Annotated in this window: 16 protein-coding genes and 1 riboswitch; of the genes, 5 read left to right on the top strand and 11 right to left on the bottom strand. The window is 71.7% G+C overall.

What is annotated here, in order from left to right; genetic code table 11:
* Window positions 1–8: 8 nt before the first annotated feature.
* A riboswitch (cyclic di-AMP (ydaO/yuaA leader) is annotated at window positions 9–164 on the bottom strand.
* 342 nt (window positions 165–506) lie between these two features.
* Window positions 507–1,874, bottom strand: coding sequence for a M16 family metallopeptidase (locus AAC944_RS27080; RefSeq protein ID WP_107054198.1), 1,368 nt, complete (start codon window positions 1,872–1,874; stop codon window positions 507–509).
* A 20-nt stretch (window positions 1,875–1,894) separates the two neighbouring features.
* Window positions 1,895–3,277 carry a M16 family metallopeptidase gene (locus tag AAC944_RS27075; RefSeq protein ID WP_037772738.1) on the bottom strand — a complete coding sequence of 461 codons (1,383 nt, stop codon included), beginning with the start codon at window positions 3,275–3,277 and terminating at the stop codon, window positions 1,895–1,897.
* 337 nt (window positions 3,278–3,614) lie between these two features.
* Between AAC944_RS27075 and AAC944_RS27070 the strand changes: the two genes are divergently transcribed.
* The gene (locus AAC944_RS27070; protein WP_030618656.1) at window positions 3,615–6,080 is read left to right on the top strand and encodes a DNA gyrase/topoisomerase IV subunit A; all 2,466 of its coding nucleotides are present in this window, start codon (window positions 3,615–3,617) and stop codon (window positions 6,078–6,080) included.
* 143 nt (window positions 6,081–6,223) lie between these two features.
* Here AAC944_RS27070 and AAC944_RS27065 read toward each other — a convergent pair whose 3' ends face one another.
* On the bottom strand, window positions 6,224–7,396 hold the full coding sequence (locus tag AAC944_RS27065) for a CobW family GTP-binding protein (protein WP_030618658.1): 1,173 nt from the start codon (window positions 7,394–7,396) through the stop codon (window positions 6,224–6,226).
* A 778-nt stretch (window positions 7,397–8,174) separates the two neighbouring features.
* On the opposite strand from AAC944_RS27065, the gene AAC944_RS27060 reads away from it, so the two are divergent.
* From AAC944_RS27060 to AAC944_RS27050, 3 genes are all read left to right on the top strand, one after another.
* Window positions 8,175–9,143, top strand: coding sequence for a ferredoxin family protein (locus tag AAC944_RS27060; protein ID WP_037772740.1), 969 nt, complete (start codon window positions 8,175–8,177; stop codon window positions 9,141–9,143).
* Between the two features lie 155 nt (window positions 9,144–9,298).
* Window positions 9,299–11,026, top strand: a complete 1,728-nt coding sequence (locus AAC944_RS27055; RefSeq protein ID WP_078888732.1) for an ATP-binding protein — start codon at window positions 9,299–9,301, stop codon at window positions 11,024–11,026.
* Window positions 11,023–11,697, top strand: coding sequence for a response regulator (locus AAC944_RS27050; protein WP_030618665.1), 675 nt, complete (start codon window positions 11,023–11,025; stop codon window positions 11,695–11,697). The genes AAC944_RS27055 and AAC944_RS27050 overlap by 4 nt, the downstream gene beginning before the upstream one ends.
* Before the next feature lie 25 nt (window positions 11,698–11,722).
* On the opposite strand, the gene AAC944_RS27045 is transcribed toward AAC944_RS27050, so the two are convergent.
* From AAC944_RS27045 to AAC944_RS27020, 6 genes are all read right to left on the bottom strand, one after another.
* Entirely contained in the window at window positions 11,723–13,387 is a 1,665-nt protein-coding gene (locus AAC944_RS27045; protein WP_051872014.1) for a solute symporter family protein, read from the bottom strand.
* Window positions 13,384–13,980, bottom strand: a complete 597-nt coding sequence (locus AAC944_RS27040) for a DUF485 domain-containing protein (RefSeq protein ID WP_030618671.1) — start codon at window positions 13,978–13,980, stop codon at window positions 13,384–13,386. Before AAC944_RS27040 ends, AAC944_RS27045 begins: the two co-directional genes overlap by 4 nt.
* Before the next feature lie 169 nt (window positions 13,981–14,149).
* Window positions 14,150–14,845, bottom strand: a complete 696-nt coding sequence (locus AAC944_RS27035) for a response regulator transcription factor (RefSeq protein WP_030618673.1) — start codon at window positions 14,843–14,845, stop codon at window positions 14,150–14,152.
* Window positions 14,824–16,011, bottom strand: a complete 1,188-nt coding sequence (locus AAC944_RS27030; RefSeq protein ID WP_030618675.1) for a sensor histidine kinase — start codon at window positions 16,009–16,011, stop codon at window positions 14,824–14,826. Before AAC944_RS27030 ends, AAC944_RS27035 begins: the two co-directional genes overlap by 22 nt.
* Before the next feature lie 38 nt (window positions 16,012–16,049).
* On the bottom strand, window positions 16,050–16,544 hold the full coding sequence (locus AAC944_RS27025) for a hypothetical protein (protein ID WP_030618677.1): 495 nt from the start codon (window positions 16,542–16,544) through the stop codon (window positions 16,050–16,052).
* A 147-nt stretch (window positions 16,545–16,691) separates the two neighbouring features.
* Window positions 16,692–18,812, bottom strand: coding sequence for a DNA gyrase/topoisomerase IV subunit B (locus AAC944_RS27020; protein ID WP_030618680.1), 2,121 nt, complete (start codon window positions 18,810–18,812; stop codon window positions 16,692–16,694).
* Between the two features lie 432 nt (window positions 18,813–19,244).
* Here AAC944_RS27020 and AAC944_RS27015 point away from each other — a divergent pair, with 432 nt between their 5' ends.
* Window positions 19,245–19,475, top strand: coding sequence for a DUF7455 domain-containing protein (locus AAC944_RS27015; RefSeq protein WP_030618681.1), 231 nt, complete (start codon window positions 19,245–19,247; stop codon window positions 19,473–19,475).
* A 229-nt stretch (window positions 19,476–19,704) separates the two neighbouring features.
* Here the strand turns inward: AAC944_RS27015 and AAC944_RS27010 are convergent, their stop codons facing one another.
* Together AAC944_RS27010 and AAC944_RS27005 are read right to left on the bottom strand one after the other, a co-directional pair.
* Window positions 19,705–20,553: a serine protease gene (locus tag AAC944_RS27010; protein ID WP_030618685.1), complete on the bottom strand. Its 849-nt coding sequence runs from the start codon at window positions 20,551–20,553 to the stop codon at window positions 19,705–19,707.
* A gap of 137 nt (window positions 20,554–20,690) precedes the next feature.
* On the bottom strand, window positions 20,691–22,271 hold the full coding sequence (locus AAC944_RS27005; RefSeq protein WP_030618688.1) for an RNA polymerase sigma factor: 1,581 nt from the start codon (window positions 22,269–22,271) through the stop codon (window positions 20,691–20,693).
* Window positions 22,272–22,737 lie beyond the last annotated feature (466 nt).

The raw sequence follows: 22,737 nt of genomic DNA, 5'->3' as shown, positions 1-22,737 counted from the left end.
GCGCACTCCTTTCCTTCCTTCTCGCCTACCGGGTTAGCTGACGGGTTCGGAGCAGGAAGGTCTCCTACGGCCCCCTCCGGAGAGGGCGCCGATTCACCCCAAGGGACATGTGGGTCCCCGGCTCCCCTGGCTCGCGCCGTACGGGGACTCGGCGATGACTGCCCGGCGGCCGCGGGTGCGGCGCACTTCTGTCGAACAGCCGGACCGACGCTAAACGGGACATCTCGCGATCAGCAAACAGAATCGGGAGTTTGTGCCGGACGCCACACGGGGCACAGGCAACCACCTACTGCATTCCGGACAAAAGCGAAGATCCCGGGCCGCATTGGCGACCCGGGACCCGTTATGTCCTGGTATACGGGCGGCGTTGACAGGCTTCACGCCACCGTCGACGGCACCGGTACGACGTGCTCCGGTCCGTGCTCGCACCCTGCCGGGCAGGCGACGTTCACACCCGCTACCGCAACGGCCGGCAGCGGTCCGCTTCCGCCGCCGGTCCCTCCTGATCAGCCCTTGACGACCGACACCTCGCCGATGCCCAGCTTCCGTACCGGCTCCGCGATCTGCGCCGCGTCACCGACGAGGACCGTGACGAGCCGGTCCACCGGGAAGGCGTTGACCACGGCGGCGGTCGCCTCGACCGTGCCGGTCTCGGCCATGCGCCGGTACAGCTCCGCCTGGAAGTCGTCGGGGAGGTGCTGCTCGACCTGGTCGGCGAGCGTCCCTGCGACGGCCGCGGCCGTCTCGTACTTCAGCGGCGCCACACCGACCAGGTTCTGCACCGCCACGTCGCGCTCGGCGTCGGTCAGCCCCTCGGCGGCCAGCGTCCGCAGCACCTTCCAGAGGTCGGCCAGCGCCGGCTCCGTGGACTCGGTGTCCACCGAGCCGCTGATGGCCAGCATCGCGGCGCCCGTGCCGTCAGCGGAGGAGCGCAGCACCTGACCGAACGCCCGCACGCCGTAGGTGTAGCCCTTCTCCTCGCGCAGCACACGGTCCAGCCGGGACGTGAGCGTGCCGCCCAGGCAGTAGGTGCCGAGCACCTGCGCCGGCCACACGCGGTCGTGCCGGTCGGCACCGATCCGGCCGATGAGCAGCTGCGTCTGGACGGCGCCGGGCCGGTCCACGATGACGACACGGCCGGTGTCGTCGGCGACGATGGGCGAGGCCGCGACCGGCTCGGCGGTGGAGCCCGTCCACGCCCCGAGGGTCTCCGCCAGCGCCGCGTCCAGGTCCACCCCGGTGAAGTCCCCGACGACCACGGCGGTGGCCGTGGCGGGGCGTACGTGCGCCTCGTAGAAGGCACGCACCGCGGCGGCGTCGATACGCGCCACCGTCTCCTCGGTGCCCTGGCGCGGCCGGGACATCCGGGAGGCGGCCGGGAACAGCTCCTTGGACAGCGCCATCGCGGCCCGCCGGCCGGGATTGGCGAGCTCGTGCGGGATCTCGTCCAGGCGGTTGCGCACCAGGCGCTCGATCTCGCTGTCCGGGAAGGCCGGGGCACGCAGGGCGTCGGCGAGCAGCCCGAGCGCCTTGGTGAGACGGGAGGCCGGCACTTCGAGGGAGACGCGGACACCGGGGTGGTCGGCGTGCGCGTCCAGGGTGGCGCCGCACCGCTCCAGCTCGGCGGCGAACTCCTCGGCGTCGTGCTTGTCGGTGCCCTCGGAGAACGCGCGCGCCATGATGGTGGCGACGCCGTCCAGGCCCTCGGGCTCGGCCTCCAGCGGCGCGACGAGGTTGATCTCGACGGCGACGACCTGCTGGCCCGGCCGGTCGGCGCGCAGCACCGTCAGGCCGTTGCCGAGCGTGCCGCGCACCGGTGCCGGGAACGCCCACGGCTTCGGCTGTCCGGCCTGCGGCTGCGGGTGGAAGGTCATGGTGGGGGTCACGGCGTCGGTCACTGGGCCGCCTCCTCGGTCTCGGTCTCGTGCTGGGCGGCGGCCGCGTCGGCCTCGGTGGCCTCCACGGCGGCGGCCTCGGCGGGCCCGGTCGGCTCGTAGACCAGCACCGCACGGTTGTCCGGGCGCAGCCGGGCCTGGGCGACCGCCTGCACCTCCTCGGGAGTGATCTCCAGGACGCGCTGTACGGCGCTCAGCGCGAGCTGCGGGTCGCCGAACAGCACCGCGTACCGGCACAGTTCGTCCGCGCGCCCGGCGACCGTCTCCAGGCGGTCCAGCCACTCGCGCTCCAACTGGGCCTGCGCGCGCTCCATCTCCTCGGCGGTCGGCCCCTCCTCGGCGAAGCGCTTCAGCTCCTCGTCCACCGCCCGCTCGATGGCGGGGACCTCCACGCCGGCCGACGTCTTCACGTCCAGCCAGCCCAGCGAGGGCGCGCCCGCCAGGCGCAGCAGTCCGAAGCCCGCCGCGACGGCGCTGCGGTCGCGGCGCACGAGGCGGTTGTAGAGCCGGGAGGACTCGCCGCCGCCCAGGATCGTCAACGCGACGTCCGCGGCATCAGCCTCACGGGTGTTGTCGTGCGGCAGCCGGTACGCCGCCATGAGGGCCCGCGAGGGCACCTCCTCGTGCACGACCTCGCGCAGCTCCTTGCCCATGATCTCGGGCAGCGAGCCGTCCCGCGGCGGCTGCTTGCCCTCGTGGCCGGGGATGGTGCCGAAGTACTTCTCCACCCAGGCGAGCGTCTGCTCGGGGTCGATGTCGCCCACGATGGACAGCACGGCGTTGTTGGGCGCGTAGTACGTACGGAAGAAGTTCCGCGCGTCCTCCAGGGAGGCGGCGTCCAGGTCGGCCATGGACCCGATGGGCGTGTGGTGGTACGGGTGGCCCTCCGGGTAGGCCATCGCCGTCAGCTTCTCGAACGCCGTCCCGTAAGGCACGTTGTCGTACCGCTGGCGGCGCTCGTTCTTCACCACGTCGCGCTGGTTCTCCAGCGACTCCTCGTCCAGCGCGGTCAGCAGCGAGCCCATCCGGTCCGCCTCCAGCCACAGGGCGAGCTCCAGCTGGTGGGCCGGCATGGTCTCGAAGTAGTTCGTGCGCTCGAAGCTCGTGGTGCCGTTGAGCGAGCCGCCGGCGCCCTGCACCAGCTCGAAGTGACCGTTGCCCTTGACCTGCGCCGATCCCTGGAACATCAGGTGCTCGAAGAGGTGCGCCAGGCCCGTACGGCCCTTCACCTCGTGGCGGGAGCCGACGTCGTACCACAGGCAGACCGCCGCGACGGGGGTCAGGTGGTCCTCGGAGAGCACCACGCGCAGGCCGTTGGCCAGCCGGTGCTCGGTCGCTGTCAGGCCGCCGGACCCGGCTTGTTCTGTGGCCGTGTGACCCATGGGCATGTACGTCCCTTCGATCCGCTTGCGAGGAAGTTCTGTCACTGTATGCAAGCGCGCCGACATCTGGCGAAGTTCCCGCCCGGCACCCCGCCGCAAGGAGATTCCCCGGAACGAGGCCCGCCGCACATCCGGCTCGGACGGGCGTACGGACGGGTCGCGGTCGGCGTTGTCAGACCCGCGGGCCACAATGGTCCGCAACAGGCTCAGCCGTTGAGCATCCAGCACCGGCCGCTGAGCCTGCCCGGCAGGACGGGAGCACCCGCCCCGGCCCGCCGGCCAGCAGACGCCGTAGCCGTAAGCGAAGCAGAGTTCGAGCGAAGGAGCCGCAGCCGCGATGGCCCGCCGCAGCACGAAGACCCGACCCTCAGGGGGCACCCCGGAGCCCCAGGACTTCGAGGAGCGGATCCTCGACATCGACGTCGTCGATGAGATGCAGGGTTCCTTCCTGGAGTACGCGTATTCGGTCATCTACTCGCGCGCCCTGCCCGACGCACGCGACGGCCTCAAGCCCGTGCACCGCCGCATCCTGTACCAGATGAACGAGATGGGCCTGCGCCCCGACCGCGGGTACGTGAAGTGCGCCCGCGTCGTCGGCGAGGTCATGGGTAAGCTCCACCCGCACGGCGACGCGTCGATCTACGACGCGCTGGTGCGCATGGCGCAGCCCTTCTCCATGCGGCTGCCGCTGGTCGACGGCCACGGCAACTTCGGCTCGCTCGGCAACGACGACCCGCCCGCCGCCATGCGGTACACCGAGTGCCGGATGGACTCCGCGACGTCCCTGATGACGGAGTCCATCGACGAGGACACCGTCGACTTCCAGCCCAACTACGACGGCCAGGAGCAGGAGCCGGTCGCCCTCCCGGCGGCGTACCCGAACCTCCTCGTCAACGGCACCTCCGGCATCGCCGTCGGCATGGCGACGAACATGCCGCCGCACAACCTCGGCGAGGTCATCGCCGCCGCCCGGCACCTCATCAAGCACCCGAACGCCGACCTCGAGACGCTGATGAAGTACGTCCCGGGGCCTGACCTGCCCACCGGCGGCCGCATCGTCGGCCTCTCCGGCATCCGTGACGCGTACGAGAAGGGCCGCGGCTCCTTCAAGATGCGCGCCACCGCGACCGTCGAGAACGTCACGGCCCGCCGCAAGGGCCTGGTCGTCACGGAACTGCCCTTCACGGTCGGCCCCGAGAAGGTCATCTCCAAGATCAAGGACCTGGTCGGCTCGAAGAAGCTGCAGGGCATCGCCGACGTCAAGGACCTCACCGACCGCGAGCACGGCCTCCGCCTCGTCATCGAGATCAAGAACGGCTTCAACCCCGAAGCCGTCCTGGAGACCCTCTACAAGCTCACGCCCATGGAGGAGTCCTTCGGCATCAACAACGTCGCGCTGGTCGACGGCCAGCCCCTGACGCTGGGCCTGAAGGAGCTGCTGGAGGTCTACGTCGACCACCGCTTCACGGTGGTCCGGCGCCGCAGCGAGTTCCGCCGCACCAAGAAGCGCGACCGGCTGCACCTCGTCGAGGGCCTGCTCACCGCCCTTGTCGACATCGACGAGGTCATCCGCCTCATCCGCTCCAGCGAGAACAGCGCCGAGGCCAAGCAGCGTCTGATGGAGCGCTTCGGGCTGAGCGACATCCAGACGCAGTACATTCTCGACACCCCGCTGCGCCGCCTCACCAAGTTCGACCGCATCGAGCTGGAGTCCGAGCGCGACACCCTCCGCGCCGACATCGACAAGCTGACCAAGATTCTCGAATCGGACGCCGAGCTGCGGAAGCTGGTCTCCTCCGAACTGGCCGCGGTCGCCAAGAAGTACGGCACCGACCGCCGCACGGTCCTGCTGGAGTCCTCCGGCGCCACCGCCGCCGCGGTGCCCCTGGAGGTCGCCGACGACCCGTGCCGCGTCCTGCTGTCCTCCACGGGCCTCCTCGCCCGTACGGCGGGCGGCGAGGGCGCCTTCGACACCGACGCCAAGCGCGCCAAGCACGACGTCATCGTCTCCGCCGTGCCCGCCACCGCCCGCGCCGAGGTCGGTGCGGTCACCTCCGCCGGACGGCTGCTGCGCCTGTCGGTCATCGACCTGCCCCAGCTGCCGGAGACCGCCTCGGCCCCCAGTCTGTCCGGCGGCGCGAAGGTCTCCGAGTTCCTGACGCTGGCGGACGGCGAGGAGCTGGTCTGCCTCACCACCCTCGACGAGTCCTCACCAGGCCTCGCCCTCGGTACGGAACAGGGCGTGGTGAAGAGAGTCGTCCCCGACTATCCGGCCCACAAGGAAGTGCTGGAAGTCATCACCCTCAAGGACGGCGACCGCATCGTCGGCGCCGTCGAGCTGCGCACCGGCGAGGAGGATCTCGTCTTCATCACCGACGAGGCCCAGCTGCTGCGTTACCCGGCCTCGCAGGTACGCCCGCAGGGCCGCGCCGCCGGCGGCATGACCGGCATCAAGCTCGGCTCCGACGCGAAGGTGATCTCCTTCACCGCCGTCGACCCGGCGGCGGACGCGGTGGTCTTCACCGTCTCCGGCTCGCACGGCACGCTGGACGACGGGGTCAGCACTGCCAAGCTCACCCCGTTCGACCAGTACCCGCGCAAGGGCCGGGCGACCGGCGGCGTCCGCTGCCAGCGCTTCCTGAAGGGTGAGGACCACCTCACCCTGGCCTGGGCCGGCGCCGCCCCGGCCCGCGCCGCGGACGCCAAGGGCAACCCGGTACCCCTCCCGGAACCGGACCCGCGCCGCGACGGCTCGGGCGTACCCCTCGCAAAGCCGGTGACCGCGCTGGCGGGCCCGGTGTAAGCACCACCGGTGTAAGCACCACAGCAGGCCACAGCCCTGGCGTCGTACGGGCCCTCCTGGGACCCGTACGACGCCGGAGCCGTGGTGCGGGGTAGGAGCGGCAGAGTCAGGGGCAGGGGCGGCGTGCGGCCCTTCCCGGCCGTCTACCGCTCGTCGTCCTCGGTCTCCTCCGGCTCCTCGTCGGAGGCGGTCGACGGTACGTACCGCAGCACGCCCCACATCGCGTGCGGGTCGGTCTCCCCGGGCGCCGTGTCGCGGCAGGCGTCCAGCTCCTTGCGCAGGCCCGGCCCATCGATGCCGGACCCGATGAGCACCAGCTGCGTCAGCCGTTCCTCCCCCTCGTCCCACTCCCCGGGGTAGAACCGCAGGAAGTTGCCGACCGCGTGCACGGTGAACTTCTGCCCGCTCCCCTCCACCCCGAAGTGCACGAACCCCTTGATGCGGTACAGCCCCGCGGGCCGCGCGTCCAGGAACTCGATCAACCGCCGCGGGTGCATCGGCTCGGCCGAGGTGAACTCGACCGTCTCGTAGGCCGAGTGCAGATGCCGCCGGTGACGGTGCCCGTCACCGCACTCCCGCCCGCCGTCGTCACTGCCCCCGTCAGCAGCGCTGCACCCGTCACCGGTGCCGGTACCGCCCTCGCCTGCCGTGCACTCCTCGTGCTCGGCCTCCTCCCTGAGCAGGTCCTCGAAGGAGAGCTGCCCCTCGGACACGCCTTCCCGGGGGCGCCGCTCGAAGAGCAGCTCCGGATCGACCCGGCCGTACGCGGCGGGCACCACGGGCGTACCGGGTGCCAGTTCACCGAGGGTGCCCAGCAGCTCCGCTCGCCGCGCGTCACCGATCCGGTCGGCCTTGTTGAGGACGACCAGGTCCGCGATGCCCAGGTGCCGGTCCAGCTCCGGGTGGCGGACGCGGGTGTTCTCGAACTCCGCCGCGTCGACCACCTCGACCAGCCCGCCGTACACGATCCGGTCGCTCTCGCCGGCCAGGACCATCCGGATGAGCTCCTGCGGCTCGGCCAGGCCGCTCGCCTCGATGACGATGACGTCGATGCGGGAGGACGGCCGCGCCAGCCGCTCCAGGTACGTGTCCAGCTCGCTGGTGTCGACCGCGCAGCACAGGCACCCGTTCCCCAGCGACACCATCGAGTCGACCTGTCCCGCGACCAGCATCGCGTCGATCTCGATCGCCCCGAAGTCGTTCACGACCGCCCCGATCCGGGTGCCTCCGCTCCGGCTCAGCAGGTGGTTGAGCAGGGTGGTCTTGCCGGACCCCAGGAATCCGGCGAGCACGACGACCGGAATCTGCGGCGCCACGGCGCCCCCGGCAGCCGGAACCGCATCCCGATCCGCACCCGGGCTCCGCCCCGGGTCGTCCTGCCCCACGGCCAGGCCCCCACCCGGCCTCTGCCCCGGGGCGGTCGGTCCTCCAGCCAGGTCCGGGCGCGGGGCGGCCGGGCTCCCCTCCGGGCCCGGGCCCGAGGCGGTCGGGTGCTGCGTGCTGCTGGTCAAGGGGGCGCCTCCAGTGTGTCCGGTCGGTCCGCGGTATGCGGTCGGTCCGCTGGGCACGGACGATCCGCCGTGCGAGCACGGGCCGCTGCGCACGGTCGGGCCGCGCACGCCTGCCGGTGCCGGCCGTGGCGTACGTCGGTCGGGTGCGGCGGGCACGGACCGGCCGGCGGACGGTCACCGCGAGGCGCACCGCCGCCCGGACGCCCCGTCGGAAGACCCGTCGGGAGATCCGGAGGTCCTGAAGAATCCGGAAGCCCTGGATGCTCCGTGAGCCCGTCGCCTGCTCCAGGATATTGGCCCCACCAGCCGCCTCCGAGCCACCCGCGGACGGCTGTCCGCGGCCCGCCCAACCCCTCGCACCACCTGCGACGGACACCCACTCCTTCCTCGGCCACCTCCCGTACGACGCCGTCGAGCGGAAGCGGAAGCCGAACCTCCCGCCCTCGCCCGAACGGCGGAAAGCGGTCATTCGGTGCCGGTGGCCCGGAGCCGGGCCACGGCGAGCACGGGCTCGGCAGCGGGGATCGGCCATTGCTGCCGCGGTGTCCTCCGGGGGTGCGGTACTCAGGTTAGGGTCACCTATGTGAGTACCTGCGCAACCGCCTCCCGCATGGCGGCCGAACCCCTGGCCGGTACGGCGGCCACCGCCCGGACCTGGCTGCTCATCGAGCAGAGCGGCCCCTGGGGCGCCGAGGCACTCACCGACAGCCGACTCGACCCGGCCGTCGGCCGCGCCCTGGAAGCCGCTTCCGCGAACACCGGCGTACGCGTGGCCCTCATACGCCGTCCCGGCCGCCACGCCGACCACCAGAGCCGCGCCCCGCGCCAGGCTCTTCTCGCCCACACCGCGCCGGGCCGGTCCTGGATGCGCGCGACCCGCACCGCCGATCCCGCCGCCCTCCTCGGCCTGGACTTCACGGCGCTGGGCGCGGGCGAGCACGGCGGGATCTGGGAGGCGTACACAGGCGGGCCGCCGGTCCTCGTGTGCACCAACGGCAAGCGTGACCGCTGCTGCGCCGTGCTCGGCCGGCCGCTCGCCGCGGAGCTGGCGGCGGACGGCATGGAGGCGTGGGAGGTCACGCACATCGGCGGTCATCGCTTCTCCCCCACGCTCTTCGTGCTGCCGTACGGATACGCGTACGGCAGGGCGGAAGGGCCGCTCGTGAAGGACGCCGTCGTGGCGGCGCGGGACGGCCGGATCGTCACCGACCACTGCCGCGGCCGCTCCACCTGGGACCGCCCGGCACAGGCCGCCGATCTCGCGGTCCGCGACCTGATCCGCGAGGACCGCGCCGACGTCCTCGATGTCACCGCCACCGAAGTCCGCTCGCGCGCGGACGGCACGGCACCTTCCTGGACCCTCAGGCTGGCCCATGCCGACGGCCGTGCCTGGCACGTCACCGTCGAGCAGCGCACCGCCGATACCGCCACCCCGGCCAGCTGCGGGGCCCCTCTCGGTCCGCCGGCGTACATGCATGTCACGGACATCACTGCCCTCACCCCCGTCGTCGGTGCGGCCCGGTCGCCGCTGTCACTCAGTCACTCTCTGTGATCACATCTGAAGGTTAGACGACTTCGGCCCGGGCGTGGTGGGCCTGTGGACAACTCTCGTCGGGCCCAGATCACCGGCCGGTCTCCGCCGGCCGGCGGCCCGCCCCGGCCCCCGCGGCTACCCCACCCCGACCGCCCCGCTTACTGTTCGTTCATATGGGCGACAGAGACGGAGAGAGAGCAGGCGGGCCCGACGCGGCCGGTGAGTCGCGGGGCGGCGGCCGGACGCGGCTGCGGCTGCGCTGGCCACGCCGCGTGTTCGCACAGGTCCTGCTGGTGCAGCTGGCCATCGCCGCCGGCGTGACGGCGCTGGCGACCGGCCTCTTCCTCGCGCCGCTCAGCGCGCAGCTCGACGACCAGGCCATGCGCCGTGCCCTGGCCATCGCCCAGACCACCGCGGCCCAGCCGCGTCTGGACGACGCGCTGGCGGCCTCCCGTCCCTCCTCCGGCGGGCCCGTGCAGGCGACCGCCGAGCGGATCCGCCGGGCGACCGGCGCCGAGTACGTCGTGATCATGGACAAGCGTGGCGTGCGCTGGTCGCACACCGAACCGGAGGAGATCGGCCGGCACGTCTCCACGGACCCCAGCGCCGCCCTCTCCGGCCGGGAGGTCATGCAGATCGACGAGGGCACCCTCGGTCGCTCGGCACGCGGCAAGGTCCCGTTGCGGGACGACCACGGCCGCATCGTCGGCGCCGTGTCCGTCGGCATCGCGTACGAGAGCGTGCAGCAGCGGCTGCTGTCCACCGTGCCCGATCTCCTGGCGTACGCGGGCGGGGCGCTCGCGGTGGGCGCGCTGGCCGCCTACCTCGTCGCCCGCAGGCTCCAGCGCCGCACCCACGACCTCGCCTTCTCCGACATCTCCGCGCTGCTCGCCGAGCGGGAGGCGATGCTGCACGGTATCCGTGAGGGGTTCGTCGCGCTGGACGGGCAGGGGCGCATCCGGCTGCTGAACGACGAGGCGCAGCGGCTGCTCGACCTGCGCGCCGAGGACACCGGCCGCCCCCTGGAGTCCGTACTGCCGCCGGGCCGCACGACGGACGTCCTGGCGGGCCGGGCCTCCGGCGCCGATCTGCTCACCGTCAGCGGGCAGCGCGTCCTCGTGGCGAACCGGATGCCGACCGACGACGGCGGTGCCGTGGTCACCCTGCGGGACCGTACGGAGCTGGAGCGGCTGGGGCGCGAACTGGACGGCACCAAGGGGCTGATCGACGCCCTGCGCGCCCAGGACCACGAGCACGCCAACCGGCTGCACACGCTCCTCGGGCTGCTCGAACTGGGGCTGTACGAGGAGGCGGTCGAGTTCGTGACGCACGCGGTCGGCGTGCACCGGGCGACGGCCGAGCAGGTCACCGAGCGGGTGCACGACCCGCTGCTGGCTGCGCTGCTGGTGGGCAAGGCGACGGTCGCGACCGAGCGCGGCGTCTCGCTGAGCATCGCGACGACGACCCGGCTGCCGGACCGGGTGGTCGACCCGCACGGTCTCGTCACCGTGGTCGGCAACCTGGTCGACAACGCGCTCGACGCGGCGGCCGGTGAGCGGGACGGGCAGGTCGAGGTGGAAGTCCGCGCCGAGGGCCGTACGGCGCTCGTGCGGGTCAGCGACAACGGCCCCGGTGTGCCGGAGGAGCGGCGCCAGGAGATCTTCACGGCGGGCTGGACGACGAAGGAGCCGCCGGCCCACGGGCAGCGCGGGATCGGGCTGGTCCTCGTGCGGCGGCTCGCCGAGCGCTACGGGGGCCGCGCGGAGGTGGACGAGCGTCCGGGTGGCGGTGCGCGGTTCACGGTCACGCTCCCCGACGCGCTCGCGGACGCCCTCTCCGGAACGCATGGCTCCCCCGCGGACGGGGAGCCGCTGCCGCACCCCATGGGAGGCGCACGATGATCGACGTGCTCGTCGTCGACGACGACGCCCGGGTGGCCGGCATCAACGCCGCGTACGTCGCGAAGATCGCCGGCTTCCGGGTCGTCGCGCAGGCGCACTCCGCAGCCGAGGCGCTGGCCGTCCTGGAGAGCACGCCCGTCGACCTCGTCCTGCTGGACCACTACCTCCCGGACGAGACGGGGCTGCACCTCGTGGCGCGGCTGCGGCAGCACGGCCTGCACACGGACGTGATCATGGTGACGGCCGCCCGTGACGTCGCCACCGTACGGGCCGCGATGCGGCACGGCGCGCTCCAGTACCTGGTCAAGCCGTTCACGTTCGCCGGGCTGCGGTCGAAGCTGGAGGGCTACGCGGCGCTGCGGCGGACCTTCGAGGACGGCGGGCAGGCGGAGCAGTCCGAGGTGGACCGGATCTTCGGTGCGCTGGGCGCCGCCAACGCCGGCCCGGCCGAGCTGCCCAAAGGACACTCCACGGCCACCGCCGACCGCGTACGGTCCGTCCTGCGCTCCGCCGACAGCTCACTGTCCGCCCAGGAGGTGGCCCGGCAGGCCGGCCTGAGCCGGCAGACCGCCCAGCGTTACCTGAAGCTCCTGGAGCGGGCCGGGCGCGTCAGGCTGACGCTGCGGTACGGCGAGACCGGCCGCCCGGAGCACCGGTACGACTGGGTCTGAGCCCGCTCGGGGCGGGTGTGCGGTCTCATGCCGCGCCCGCGCCCGTCAGCGCCCGCACCTCCGTCTCCGCGTGCCGGGCCGCGGCGTCCGCCGTCTCAGGGGAGGTGACCGTACCGAGCCAGCCGCACACGAAGCCCAGCGGGACGGAGACGATGCCGGGGTTCTCCAGGGGGAAGAACTGGAAGTCCAGGCCGGGGAAGATCGCCGCTGGGCTCCCGGAGACGACCGGTGAGAGCACCACGAGGACGAGCGCGGGGAGCAGGCCTCCGTAGACGGACCAGACGGCGCCCCGGGTGGTGAAGCGGCGCCAGAAGAGGGCGTAGAGCAGCACGGGGAGGTTCGCCGAGGCGGCGACCGCGAAGGCGAGGCCCACGAGGAAGGCGACGTTCAGGTCCTGCGCGAGCAGGGCGAGGCCGATGGCCACCGCTCCGACGAGCGCGGCGGCGACGCGGGCCACGGCGACCTCCCGGAAGCCCGCGCGGCGCTCCGGTGAGGCCCCGCCCCGTTCCGAGCGGCGACCGCGCCGCAGGGCGCCGTACAGGTCGTGTGCGACCGAGGCGGACGAGGCCAGGGTGATGCCGGCGACGACGGCGAGGATCGTGGCGAAGGCGACCGCGGCGACGACGGCGAAAAGGATCGTTCCTCCAGCGGAGCCCGGCCCGCCGCCCAGGTCGAGGGCGAGCAGCGGTACGGCGGTGTTGCCGGCCGGATTGGCGGCCCGTACGGCGCCGGTCCCGAGAACCGCCGCGGCACCGAAGCCGAGCACGATCGTCATCAGGTAGAAGCCGCCGATCAGGCCGATCGACCAGACCACGGAGCGGCGGGCGGCGCGGGCGGTGGGCACGGTGTAGAAGCGGGACAGGATGTGCGGCAGGCCCGCGGTCCCGAGGACGAGCGCGAGCCCGAGACTCAGGAAGTCCAGCCGGGCGGTCCAGCTGCCGCCGTACTTGAGGCCCGGCGCGAGGAAGTCCGCACCGTGGCCGCTGCGTTGCGCCGCCGTCGTGAGCAGCGTGCCGAGCTCCCCGTGGAAGCGGATCAGCACGAGGAGGGTCAAGGTGAGGGCGCCGCCCATGAGGAGCACGGCCTTGATGATCTGGATCCAGGTCGTGGCCCGCATGCCGCCGAAGATCACGTAGGTGACCATGAGGGCACCGACGCCGATGACCGTCCACGTACGCGCCGTGTGGTCCGTTCCGCCGAGCAGCAGGGCGACGAGGCTGCCGGCGCCGACCATCTGGGCCACGAGGTAGAGCACGGAGACGGTGACGGACGAGGCGCCGGCGGCGATGCGTACGGGGCGGTGGCGCATACGGGAGGCGACGACGTCGGCGAGCGTGAAGCGGCCGCAGTTGCGGACCAGTTCGGCGACCAGGAAGAGGACCAGGAGCCAGGCGACGAGGAACCCCACGGAGTAGAGCAGGCCGTCGTACCCGAAGAGGGCGATGAGACCGGAGATGCCCAGGAAGGAGGCCGCCGACATGTAGTCACCGGCGATGGCGAAACCGTTTTCCATGGGCGAGAAGAGTCTGCCGCCGGCGTAGAACTCCTCTGCGGAGCCGTGTCTGCGGCGGCCGGCCCAGGCGGTGACCGCGAGGGTGACGGCGACGACGGCGCTGAAGAGGACCAGGGTCAGGATCTGGTGTCCGTCGGCCGCCGCGGAGGCGGCGAGGACGGGAGGACGGCTGGTCAACGGACGTGACCTCCTGTCATCTCCTGGGTCTCCCAGCGCAGTTCGAGCGCGGCACGGTCCCGGCGTAGCCGGGCGTGCCGGGCGTAGGCCCAGGTGAGCAGGAAGGTGGTGACGAACTGCCCGAGGCCGGCGAGCATGGCGACGTTGAGCGGACCCACCACTTGACGGGCCATCAGCCCGGGGGCGGCGACGGCGGCGATGACGTACGCGAGGTACCAGGCGAGGAAGAGGCCGGTGGCGGGGACGACGAAGCTGCGATAGCGGCGTCGTACCTCCTGGAAGGCGGCGCTGCGCTGCACCGTCAGGTAGACGTCGGCGTGGGCGGGCTCACCGGGCGCCCCAGGAACGTCCGTGCGCTGCGCCGGAAGGCCGGGCCACGCCAGGGCGGAGGGCGTCGGGCCGGCCGGGGCGTCGGCGGGCACCGGCTCCGCGTCCTCCGCGTGCGTACGTGCGGCCGGCTCCTGCGCCGGTGCCTCCTCCCCCGCGTCCTCCCGTTCGGCCGTCCCTCGTGCGCCCCGTCCCGAGGCGAGGGTGTCGTACCAGGGGTCGTCGAGCCGTACGGCTCCGGCCGGGCGGCCGTCGCGCTTCTCCACCGGGTTTCTCCTTGATCCACGGCCTGTCTGGCCGTGGGCCCAAGGATGGACAGACTTGGTGGTTCCCGGACATCCATTGCGAATCCTTCACCCCATCAGGTGACGGACCAACTGGGAGGTTTCACAGCCCCGTTGAGCACCTACCGGAGAGCTGCCGGGGTGCGCCGGGTCACCCCGGGGGCTGCGCGATGCCGTGCCGGTACGCGTAGTGGATCGCCTGTGCCCGGTCACGCAGCCCGGCCTTGGCGAAGAGGTTGTTGATATGGGTCTTCACCGTGGCGGTGGAGACGTGCAGCCGGCGGGCGATCTCGGGGTTGGACAGCCCTTCGGCGACCAGCGCGAGCACTTCGGTCTCACGGGCGGTGAGGCCGTCGGGCGGATTCGCCTCAGCATGCGCGGCAGGTGCTGCCCTCGGTACGGGCGGGGTCTCGGCGAACCGTTCCAGCAGCCGCCGCTGGATATGCGGGGAGAGCCCCGCCTGCCCCGACACGACGTCCTCGACGGCCCGTACGATCTCGTCGCCGTCGGCGTCCTTCGTGAGGTACCCACGGGCGCCGGCCTGGAGCGCAGGGAAGAGGGATTCGTCGTCGGCGTACGTCGTCAGCACGACGACCTGGGTGGCGGGGTGCCGCTCCCGGATGCGGCGCGTCGCCTCCACGCCGTCGCAGCGCGGCATCCGGAGGTCCATCAGGACGACGTCCGGCGCCAGTTCGGCGGTCATGCGCACCGCTTCGTCCCCGTCGGCCGCCGAGCCGACGACCTCGATGCCGGGCAGCAGCCCCAGCAGCATCACGATGCCCTCGCGCACCACGGTCTGGTCGTCGGCGACCACCACGCGCGCGGTCACGCCGGCACTCGCAGCCACACCACGAAACCCTCCTCGTCGGGGCCGGACTCCAGCGTCCCGCCGAGCAGTTCGGCGCGCTCCCGCATCCCCCGCAGACCGTATCCGGAGCCGCTGGCCGCGAGCTCGCCGGGCGCGCCGCCGCCCCCGAAGTCACGCACCCGCAGCGCCACCTCGCCCGCCGCGTACTCAAGGCGCAGCTCCGCGCGCGCCCCGGGAGCGTGCTTGCGGACATTGGTCAGCGCCTCCTGGGCGACCCTGCGCACCGCGAGGCCGGCTTCCGGGGGCAGCGTGCGGCTCTCCCCCACCACGTCCAGCCGTGCGCCCTCCGTGGCGGCCAGTTCGCGCAGGAAGGCCTCCACGGGCGCCATCTCGCCCCGCAGCGCGGACAGGGCCTGCCGGGTACCGGCCAGCCCCTCACGGGCCATCTTGCGGGCCGCCGTCACCCGTTCGAGTACCTCTTCGCGGGAACCCTCCAGGTCAGGGCTGCGTTGGATGAGCAGACGGGCGGCTTCCAGGTGTACGAGCTGGGCGCTGAGGCTGTGCGCGAGCACGTCGTGGATCTCGCGGGCGATCCGGCCGCGCTCGGCCAGCGCCGCTGATTCGGCCTCGGCGGCACGGGCCTCGGCCTCGGCCGCGCGGGCGGCGCGTTCCTGGGCGAGGAGGCGCTGGGCGTTGCCGCGTGCCTCGGCGTCCATCCGCAGGACGTAGCCGGCGAGGGCCAGCCCGGCGGTGGTGATCGCTGTGGACCACAGGCCGTCGTCGTTGAGCAGGGCGTACGCGGCGAGGGCGACGGCGGTGCAGGGGATCGCGGCGGCCGGCGGCAGGCGCTCCAGCGCCGTGACGGCGCAGGCGCACCAGAGCACGACGGCGGGCACCGTCAGCCCCGCCTCGTGGAAGCCGAAGGCCCCGGCCTCCATGAGGAGCAGCAGGGCCACGGAAGGCCACAGCAGGTGGCGGAGAGTGGCCCGGAAGAAGGCCCAGAAGGCGACGCCGGCGGCGAGGATGCCGGCGGCTCCGGCGGAGGCGACCCAGCCGCGTACGTCCGTGTCATGGGCCGCGCTCCACAGCAGGGCGCCCAGCACGACGCCGCGCACGGCCCAGCCGAGCCGCCGGCGCACGGGGCTGGCGCCCTCGCGGGACAGCGCTTCACGCAGCGGCCAGCGCGTCCAGGAGTGCAGGGACACGGTCAGCGGCACGGACGCACGCTCCTGTTCCTCGTGGATCACCTGGGGGCAGCAACACCGTACGCCGGGGTGAACGCGCCCGCCCTCCAGGCCAGCGCTCCGGACCGGGCGAGCAGCAGGGCGGCGACGGTGAGGGTGATGGCCTGGCCGTTCAGATGGACGCCGAGGAGCGCGCCGATGCCCACGAGGCCGAGGCGTACGGCGACGCCCACCACCCAGACCACGGCCGTCACGGCGCGTCCCTTGGACCACACCACGCCGTCCTGGTCGGTCCACAGGCGCGTGGTCCAGGCGACCCCCGCGCCCGTGGCGAGCCCGGCGGCGATACCGGCGCCGAGGAGGACCGCGGAGCCGGCGGGGTGGGCGGGGTCCAGCACCGAGCCACCGGACCGGCTGAGCGCCACGTAGCCCAGTACGGCGGGGAGCACCCACCAGCTCCTGCGGTCCGCGGCGACCTTCCGCGCGCCGAACTGCCGGACGACGACGAGGGCGGCGACCGCCGCGATGACGAGGATTGCGGGCGCGCCGCCCATTCGAGCCTCCGTTTGCGGGGACGATTTCGACGCTTCCCACGCTAGGAACGCGCGGCGGCGTACGGATCGGCCCGCGGGTGGGACCCGGGTGGAGATGCGGCGAGGGCCGTCCACCCGTGGGTGGACGGCCCTCTCGCGAGGCGGTGCTCAGGTGTCGATGCGGGAGAGGTCCAGCGACGCGGCGGAGTTGGTGATGAACTCCTTGCGCGGCGCGACCTCGTTGCCCATGAGCAGGTCGAACGCCTTCTCGGCGGCTTCCAGGTCGCTGATGTTGATCCGGCGCAGGGTGCGGTGGCGCGGGTCCATCGTGGTCTCGGCGAGCTGGTCGGCGTCCATCTCGCCCAGGCCCTTGTAGCGCTGGATGCTGTCCTTGAAACGGACCTTCTTGCGCTGGAGTTCCAGCAGGGTCTGCCGCAGTTCGTTGTCCGAGTACGTGTAGATGTACTTGTCCTGGCCCTTCTTGGGGTTGATCAGCTCCACGCGGTGCAGCGGCGGCACGGCGGAGAAGACCCGGCCCTGTTCGATCATCGGGCGCATGTACCGCTGGAAGAGCGTGAGCAGCAGGGTACGGATGTGCGCGCCGTCGACATCGGCGTCGGCGAGGAAGATGACCTTGCCGTAGCGGGCCGCGTCGATGTCGAAGGTGCGGCCCGAGCCGGCCCCTATCACCTGGATGATCGCGCCGCACTCGGCGTTCTTCAGCATGTCCGAGACCGAGGACTTCTGGACGTTCAGGATCTTGCCGCGGATCGGCAGCAGCGCCTGGAACTCCGAATTGCGGGCGAGCTTGGCCGTACCGAGCGCCGAGTCACCCTCGACGATGAACAGTTCACTGCGGTCGACGTCGTCACTGCGGCAGTCGGCCAGCTTGGCGGGCAGCGAGGAGGACTCCAGCGCGGTCTTTCTGCGCTGCGCCTCCTTGTGCTGCCGGGCGGCGATACGGGTACGGGCGGCGGCCACGGCCTTGTCCAGTACGGCGCGGGCCTGCGCCTTCGCGTCGCGCTTGGTGGAGGTCAGGAACGCCTTGAGTTCCTTGGCCACCACGTTGGCAACGATGCGGTTGGCCGCCGACGTACCGAGCACTTCCTTGGTCTGGCCCTCGAACTGGGGCTCGGCCAGCCGGACGGTGACGACCGCGGTGAGGCCTTCGAGGGCGTCGTCCTTGACGATGTCGTCCTCGGCGACGCGCAGCAACTTGGCCGAGCGCAGTACCTCATTGACCGTCTTGGTCACGGAACGTTCGAAACCCGTGACGTGGGTGCCGCCCTTCGGGGTGGCGATGATGTTCACGAACGACTTGATGGTCGTGTCGTACCCGGTGCCCCAGCGCAGCGCGACGTCCACGCCGAGCTCCCGGGTCACCTCGGTGGGCGTCATGTGGCCGCGGTCGTCCAGGACCGGCACGGTCTCCTTGAAGGTGCCCTGCCCCGAGAGGCGCAGCACGTCGCAGACGGCCTTGTCCTGGGCGAGGTACTCGCAGAACTCGCTGATGCCGCCGTCGTAGTGGAAGGTCTCCTCGGTCGGGCCCTCGGACTCGATGCCGCGCTCGTCCCGTACGACGAGGGTGAGGCCGGGCACGAGGAAGGCGGTCTGGCGGGCGCGGGCGTGCAGCGTCTCCAGGGAGAGCTTGGCGTCCTTGAGGAAGATCTGACGGTCGGCCCAGTAGCGCACCCGGGTGCCCGTACGCGTCTTCGGGATGCGCTTGCCCTTGATGAGGCCGCCGGTGGGGTCGAAGGGCGCCTCGGGGCCCGACTCGGTGAAGATGCCCGGGACGCCGCGCCGGAAGCTGATCGAGTGGGTCTTGGAGTTGCGGTCGACCTCCACGTCCAGGCGGGCGGAGAGGGCGTTGACCACGGACGCGCCGACGCCGTGCAGGCCGCCGGAGGCCGCGTAGGAACCGCCGCCGAACTTGCCGCCGGCGTGCAGCTTGGTCATGACGACCTCGACGCCGCTGAGGCCGGTTTTCGGCTCGACATCGACGGGAATGCCGCGGCCGTTGTCCTTGACCTCCACGGAGCCGTCGTCGTGCAGGACGACCTCGATGCGGTCGCAGTAGCCGCCCAGGGCCTCGTCGACGGAGTTGTCGATGATTTCCCACAGGCAGTGCATCAGACCGCGGCTGTCGGTGGAGCCGATGTACATGCCGGGGCGCTTGCGGACGGCCTCCAGGCCCTCCAGTACGAGCAGGTGCCGCGCGGTGTAGTTGGATCCGTCCCGGTCTGCCCCGGTCAGCACGGCGGTGGACGGCACGGACATCTCGGCGGTCACGCGGTTCGCTCCTCGCTGAATTTCTGGCGGTCCGCGTTCCGCGGACCCTGGTGTGGCGGTGTCGCCGGTCAGAGGGTACCGAGGCCCGGTAGAGCCGATGTGACGCCACCCGTAAGCGGGCCCATGCTAGTAGGTTTTCGCTCGTACGTTCTATTCCTCGTGTGCGTGACGTGAACATCACGTTCCCTTCGAGGCATGAACCATTTAGGCTCCGGGCACGTCCTCATCAACGACCGGCAACCCAGCCGGCGAGGACAAGGCCCGACAGACCCCTTGAAGACCACCACGCAATACGGCTCATTCGCCGCCACCCGGCAGCACCCGGCCACCTCGGAAAAAAAATTTCGAGGAAAAGCCACGAGCGGGAACGTTTTCGGCCTGGTTGGATGTTGACCCTGGTACGACAGCTCGTCGAGCTAGAGAAGAGGCGACGTGACTACTGTTCTGACCCCCGCGAGCCCGCTGACGGCCGCTGACCGCTGCGACCGCTGCGGCGCACAGGCATATCTGCGCGTCGTCCTGATGTCCGGCGGCGAACTGCTCTTCTGCGCCCACCACGGTCGCAAGTTCGAGCCAGAACTCAAGAAGATCGCCGCGGAGATACAGGACGAGACGGAGCGGCTGACCGCCACTCCGGCGTCCGCGTCCGAAGAGGAACGCTGACACATCGCACCGACGACGAGCGAGTAACGGCTACGAGCCGTGCGCGGGCGGTTTCCCCCGGTATCACGCCGGGGAGGCCGCCCGCACTCGTACTCGTCCTCACCTGACCCACGGCGTCCGGCGTCCGTGGCCCCGTCAGGGGCCCGCACCGCCCCGCCCGGGACTTCCCCCCGTCGAGGGACGCCCCGGGCCCTCACACGGCTTCCCAGCCACCCTCCTGCCCCCTTCGTCACCCGCGGCCCGCGAAGCCGCCTGAGCCGCCCTGGGCCATCACCGCCTGCTTGGCGGCGGAGACACGGGTGTAAACACCCGGCTTGCCCGGCTCACCGCAGCCGGTGCCCCAGGAGACCAGTCCCACCAGCCGGCCGTTCGCCACGAGCGGTCCGCCGCTGTCCCCCTGACAGGCGTCGTGCCCACCCCGCTCCGTGCCCGCGCACAGCATCGAGGCCGGGTCGTACGTACCGTCCACGCTCTTCGGGTAGGCCCGTCGGCAGGACGAGTCCTGCATGACCTGCACCTGTGCCGCGCGCAGCACCGACGAATACGTACCGTTCCCGGTCGTGTCACCCCACCCGTAGACCGCCGCCGACGTACCCGGCCGGTAGGCGCGGTCGTACGTGCCCGCCATCGGCAGCGCCCGCACGGGAGCGGTCCCGCGCAGCTTCACCACGGCGAAGTCCCCGGCATTCGTGGTCGCGTCGTAGGAGGGATTGATCCAGACGCTGCGGGTCGCCATCTCCCTGCCCGTCTGACCCCGCAGATCGGTACGCCCGACGATCACTCGCAGGTCCTGCACCGCGTCCGGCGACGCGCCCAGCACGTCCTTGCCCATGCAATGCGCTGCGGTCAGTACCGTCGAAGGACCCACCAGGACACCACCGCAGAACTGCCCGGAGCGTTCGTCCCCGAAGCGCTCGCGGCTCGACAGCGCCACGACCCAGGGGCTCGACGAAGCCGACACCTGCCGCCCCCCGACGATGACGCTGTCGGCGGCAGCTGGCCCCGGCACCCCGAGCGCGGCGACGACCGGCGCAATGACGGCGAGGACCGTGGTGACAGCGCGGGTGCGGTTGCGCATACCGACTCCTGACTCTGGGGGAGCTTGCGTACACCCAGAGTGAGTCAGCGCGTCGCGCGCCGCACCCCGGACACGCCGAGGGCCCGGCCACCCGCCGTAGCGGGTGACCGGGCCCGTATGCCCTTTGACCTGCGACGTCAGTCGAGGTAGTCGCGCAGCACCTGCGAACGCGAGGGGTGCCGCAGCTTCGACATCGTCTTGGATTCGATCTGACGGATACGCTCACGCGTGACGCCGTAGACCTTGCCGATCTCGTCCAGCGTCTTGGGCTGGCCGTCGGTGAGGCCGAAGCGCATCGAGACGACACCCGCCTCACGCTCCGAGAGCGTGTCAAGGACCGAGTGGAGCTGTTCCTGCAGAAGAGTGAAGCTGACCGCGTCGGCCGGCACGACGGCCTCGGAGTCCTCGATGAGGTCACCGAACTCGCTGTCGCCGTCCTCGCCCAGCGGGGTGTGCAGCGAGATGGGCTCGCGGCCGTACTTCTGGACCTCGATGACCTTCTCGGGGGTCATGTCGAGCTCCTTGGCCAGCTCCTCCGGGGTGGGCTCGCGGCCCAGGTCCTGGAGCATCTGGCGCTGCACACGGGCGAGCTTGTTGATGACCTCGACCATGTGCACAGGGATACGGATCGTACGCGCCTGGTCGGCCATGGCGCGGGTGATCGCCTGGCGGATCCACCACGTCGCGTACGTGGAGAACTTGTAACCCTTGGTGTAGTCGAACTTCTCGACCGCACGGATCAGACCGAGGTTGCCCTCCTGGATCAGGTCCAGGAAGAGCATGCCGCGGCCGGTGTAGCGCTTGGCCAGGGAGACCACGAGACGGAGGTTGGCCTCCAGCAGGTGGTTCTTGGCGCGGCGCCCGTCCTCGGCGATGATCTCCAGCTCACGCTTCAGCTTCGGCGCGAGCTTGTCGGAGTTCGCCAGCTTGTCCTCGGCGAACAGGCCCGCCTCGATGCGCTTGGCGAGCTCGACCTCCTGCTCGGCGTTGAGCAGCGGGACCTTGCCGATCTGCTTGAGGTAGTCCTTGACCGGGTCGGCGGTGGCGCCGGCCGCGGCGACCTGCTGCGCGGGGGCGTCGTCCTCGTCCTCGTCCGACAGCACGAAACCCGCGGCCTCGGTGCCCTCGGCCGCCTCGGGCGCGTCGCCCTTGCCCGGCGCAGCCGCCGGGGTCTCCTCGAGGTTCTCCTCTTCGAGGATCTCGTCGACGGCGTCCTTCTTGGCGGCCTTCTTCGCCGTCGTCTTCTTCGCGGCCGTCTTCTTGGCCGTCGCCTTCTTGGCGGTGGCCTTCTTGGCCGTCGCCTTCTTCGCCGGGGCGGGCTCCGCCTCGGCACCGGGCCCGTCCGCCGCCGCGGCCGAGGCCAGGGGCATGGCCGGCGCGGCCGCGGTGGTCTTCTTCACCGCGGCCGTCTTGGCCGCGACGGTCTTGGTGGCGGTGCGCTTTGCCGGACTCTTCGCTGCGACGCTCTTGCGGGTGCGCTTGGGCGCCTCTGCGGCACTGACCATCAGCGTCACACCCTCCTCGTCGAGGATCTGGTTGAGGCTGCGCAGAACGTTCTTCCACTGGGTTGGCGGAATCTGGTCAGCCTCGAAGGCCCGACGCACGTCATCGCCGGCGATCTGCCCATCAGCCTTTCCCCGCTCGATGAGCGCCATCACAGACTCGGACTCGGCGATCTCCGGCGGGAGCGTACGGGATGTGCTGGCCGACACGAACAACCTCTCGGAACGATGGAAACGGCTTCCGACCCCGTCCACTATGGACCGGAGCCGACGACCGTCGACGGGGGTGGGCCGACGGCGCAAGGGCAACCAGGGAGTTGAACAGCGCCGCGAACGGTCGCCGTATTCCCTCCTCGGCTATCACCTCTTAAGTCATCGCGCTTCCCCGCAGAGCGTTACGCCCAATCCGCGTGGCCCGAGTCACACCCCATAACGCCGCATTTCCAGCGATGTGGGGGCGTACTGGAGGGAAACCGGCGATAGACGGTGCCCCCGCTGACCCCGGGCCTCGAGAGAAGCGAGGGGGAGGCCGGGCGGGCGGCCGGCGCCGGTACCTTTCGCCGCGCCGACGACTGCGCGGGCGGCGCGGCCGGGCAGTCGGCCGCTCCGCGCGGCGACGGACGGTTCGGCGGCGCACCGCCGCCCGGCGACGTACTGTCCGGCGACCGCCCCACTGACGCGT

This window comes from Streptomyces sclerotialus, assembly GCF_040907265.1.
GTDB lineage: Bacteria > Actinomycetota > Actinomycetes > Streptomycetales > Streptomycetaceae > Streptomyces > Streptomyces sclerotialus.
The sequence above is the reverse complement of the archived record's forward strand: the minus strand, read 5'-3'. Positions and strand labels throughout refer to the sequence as shown.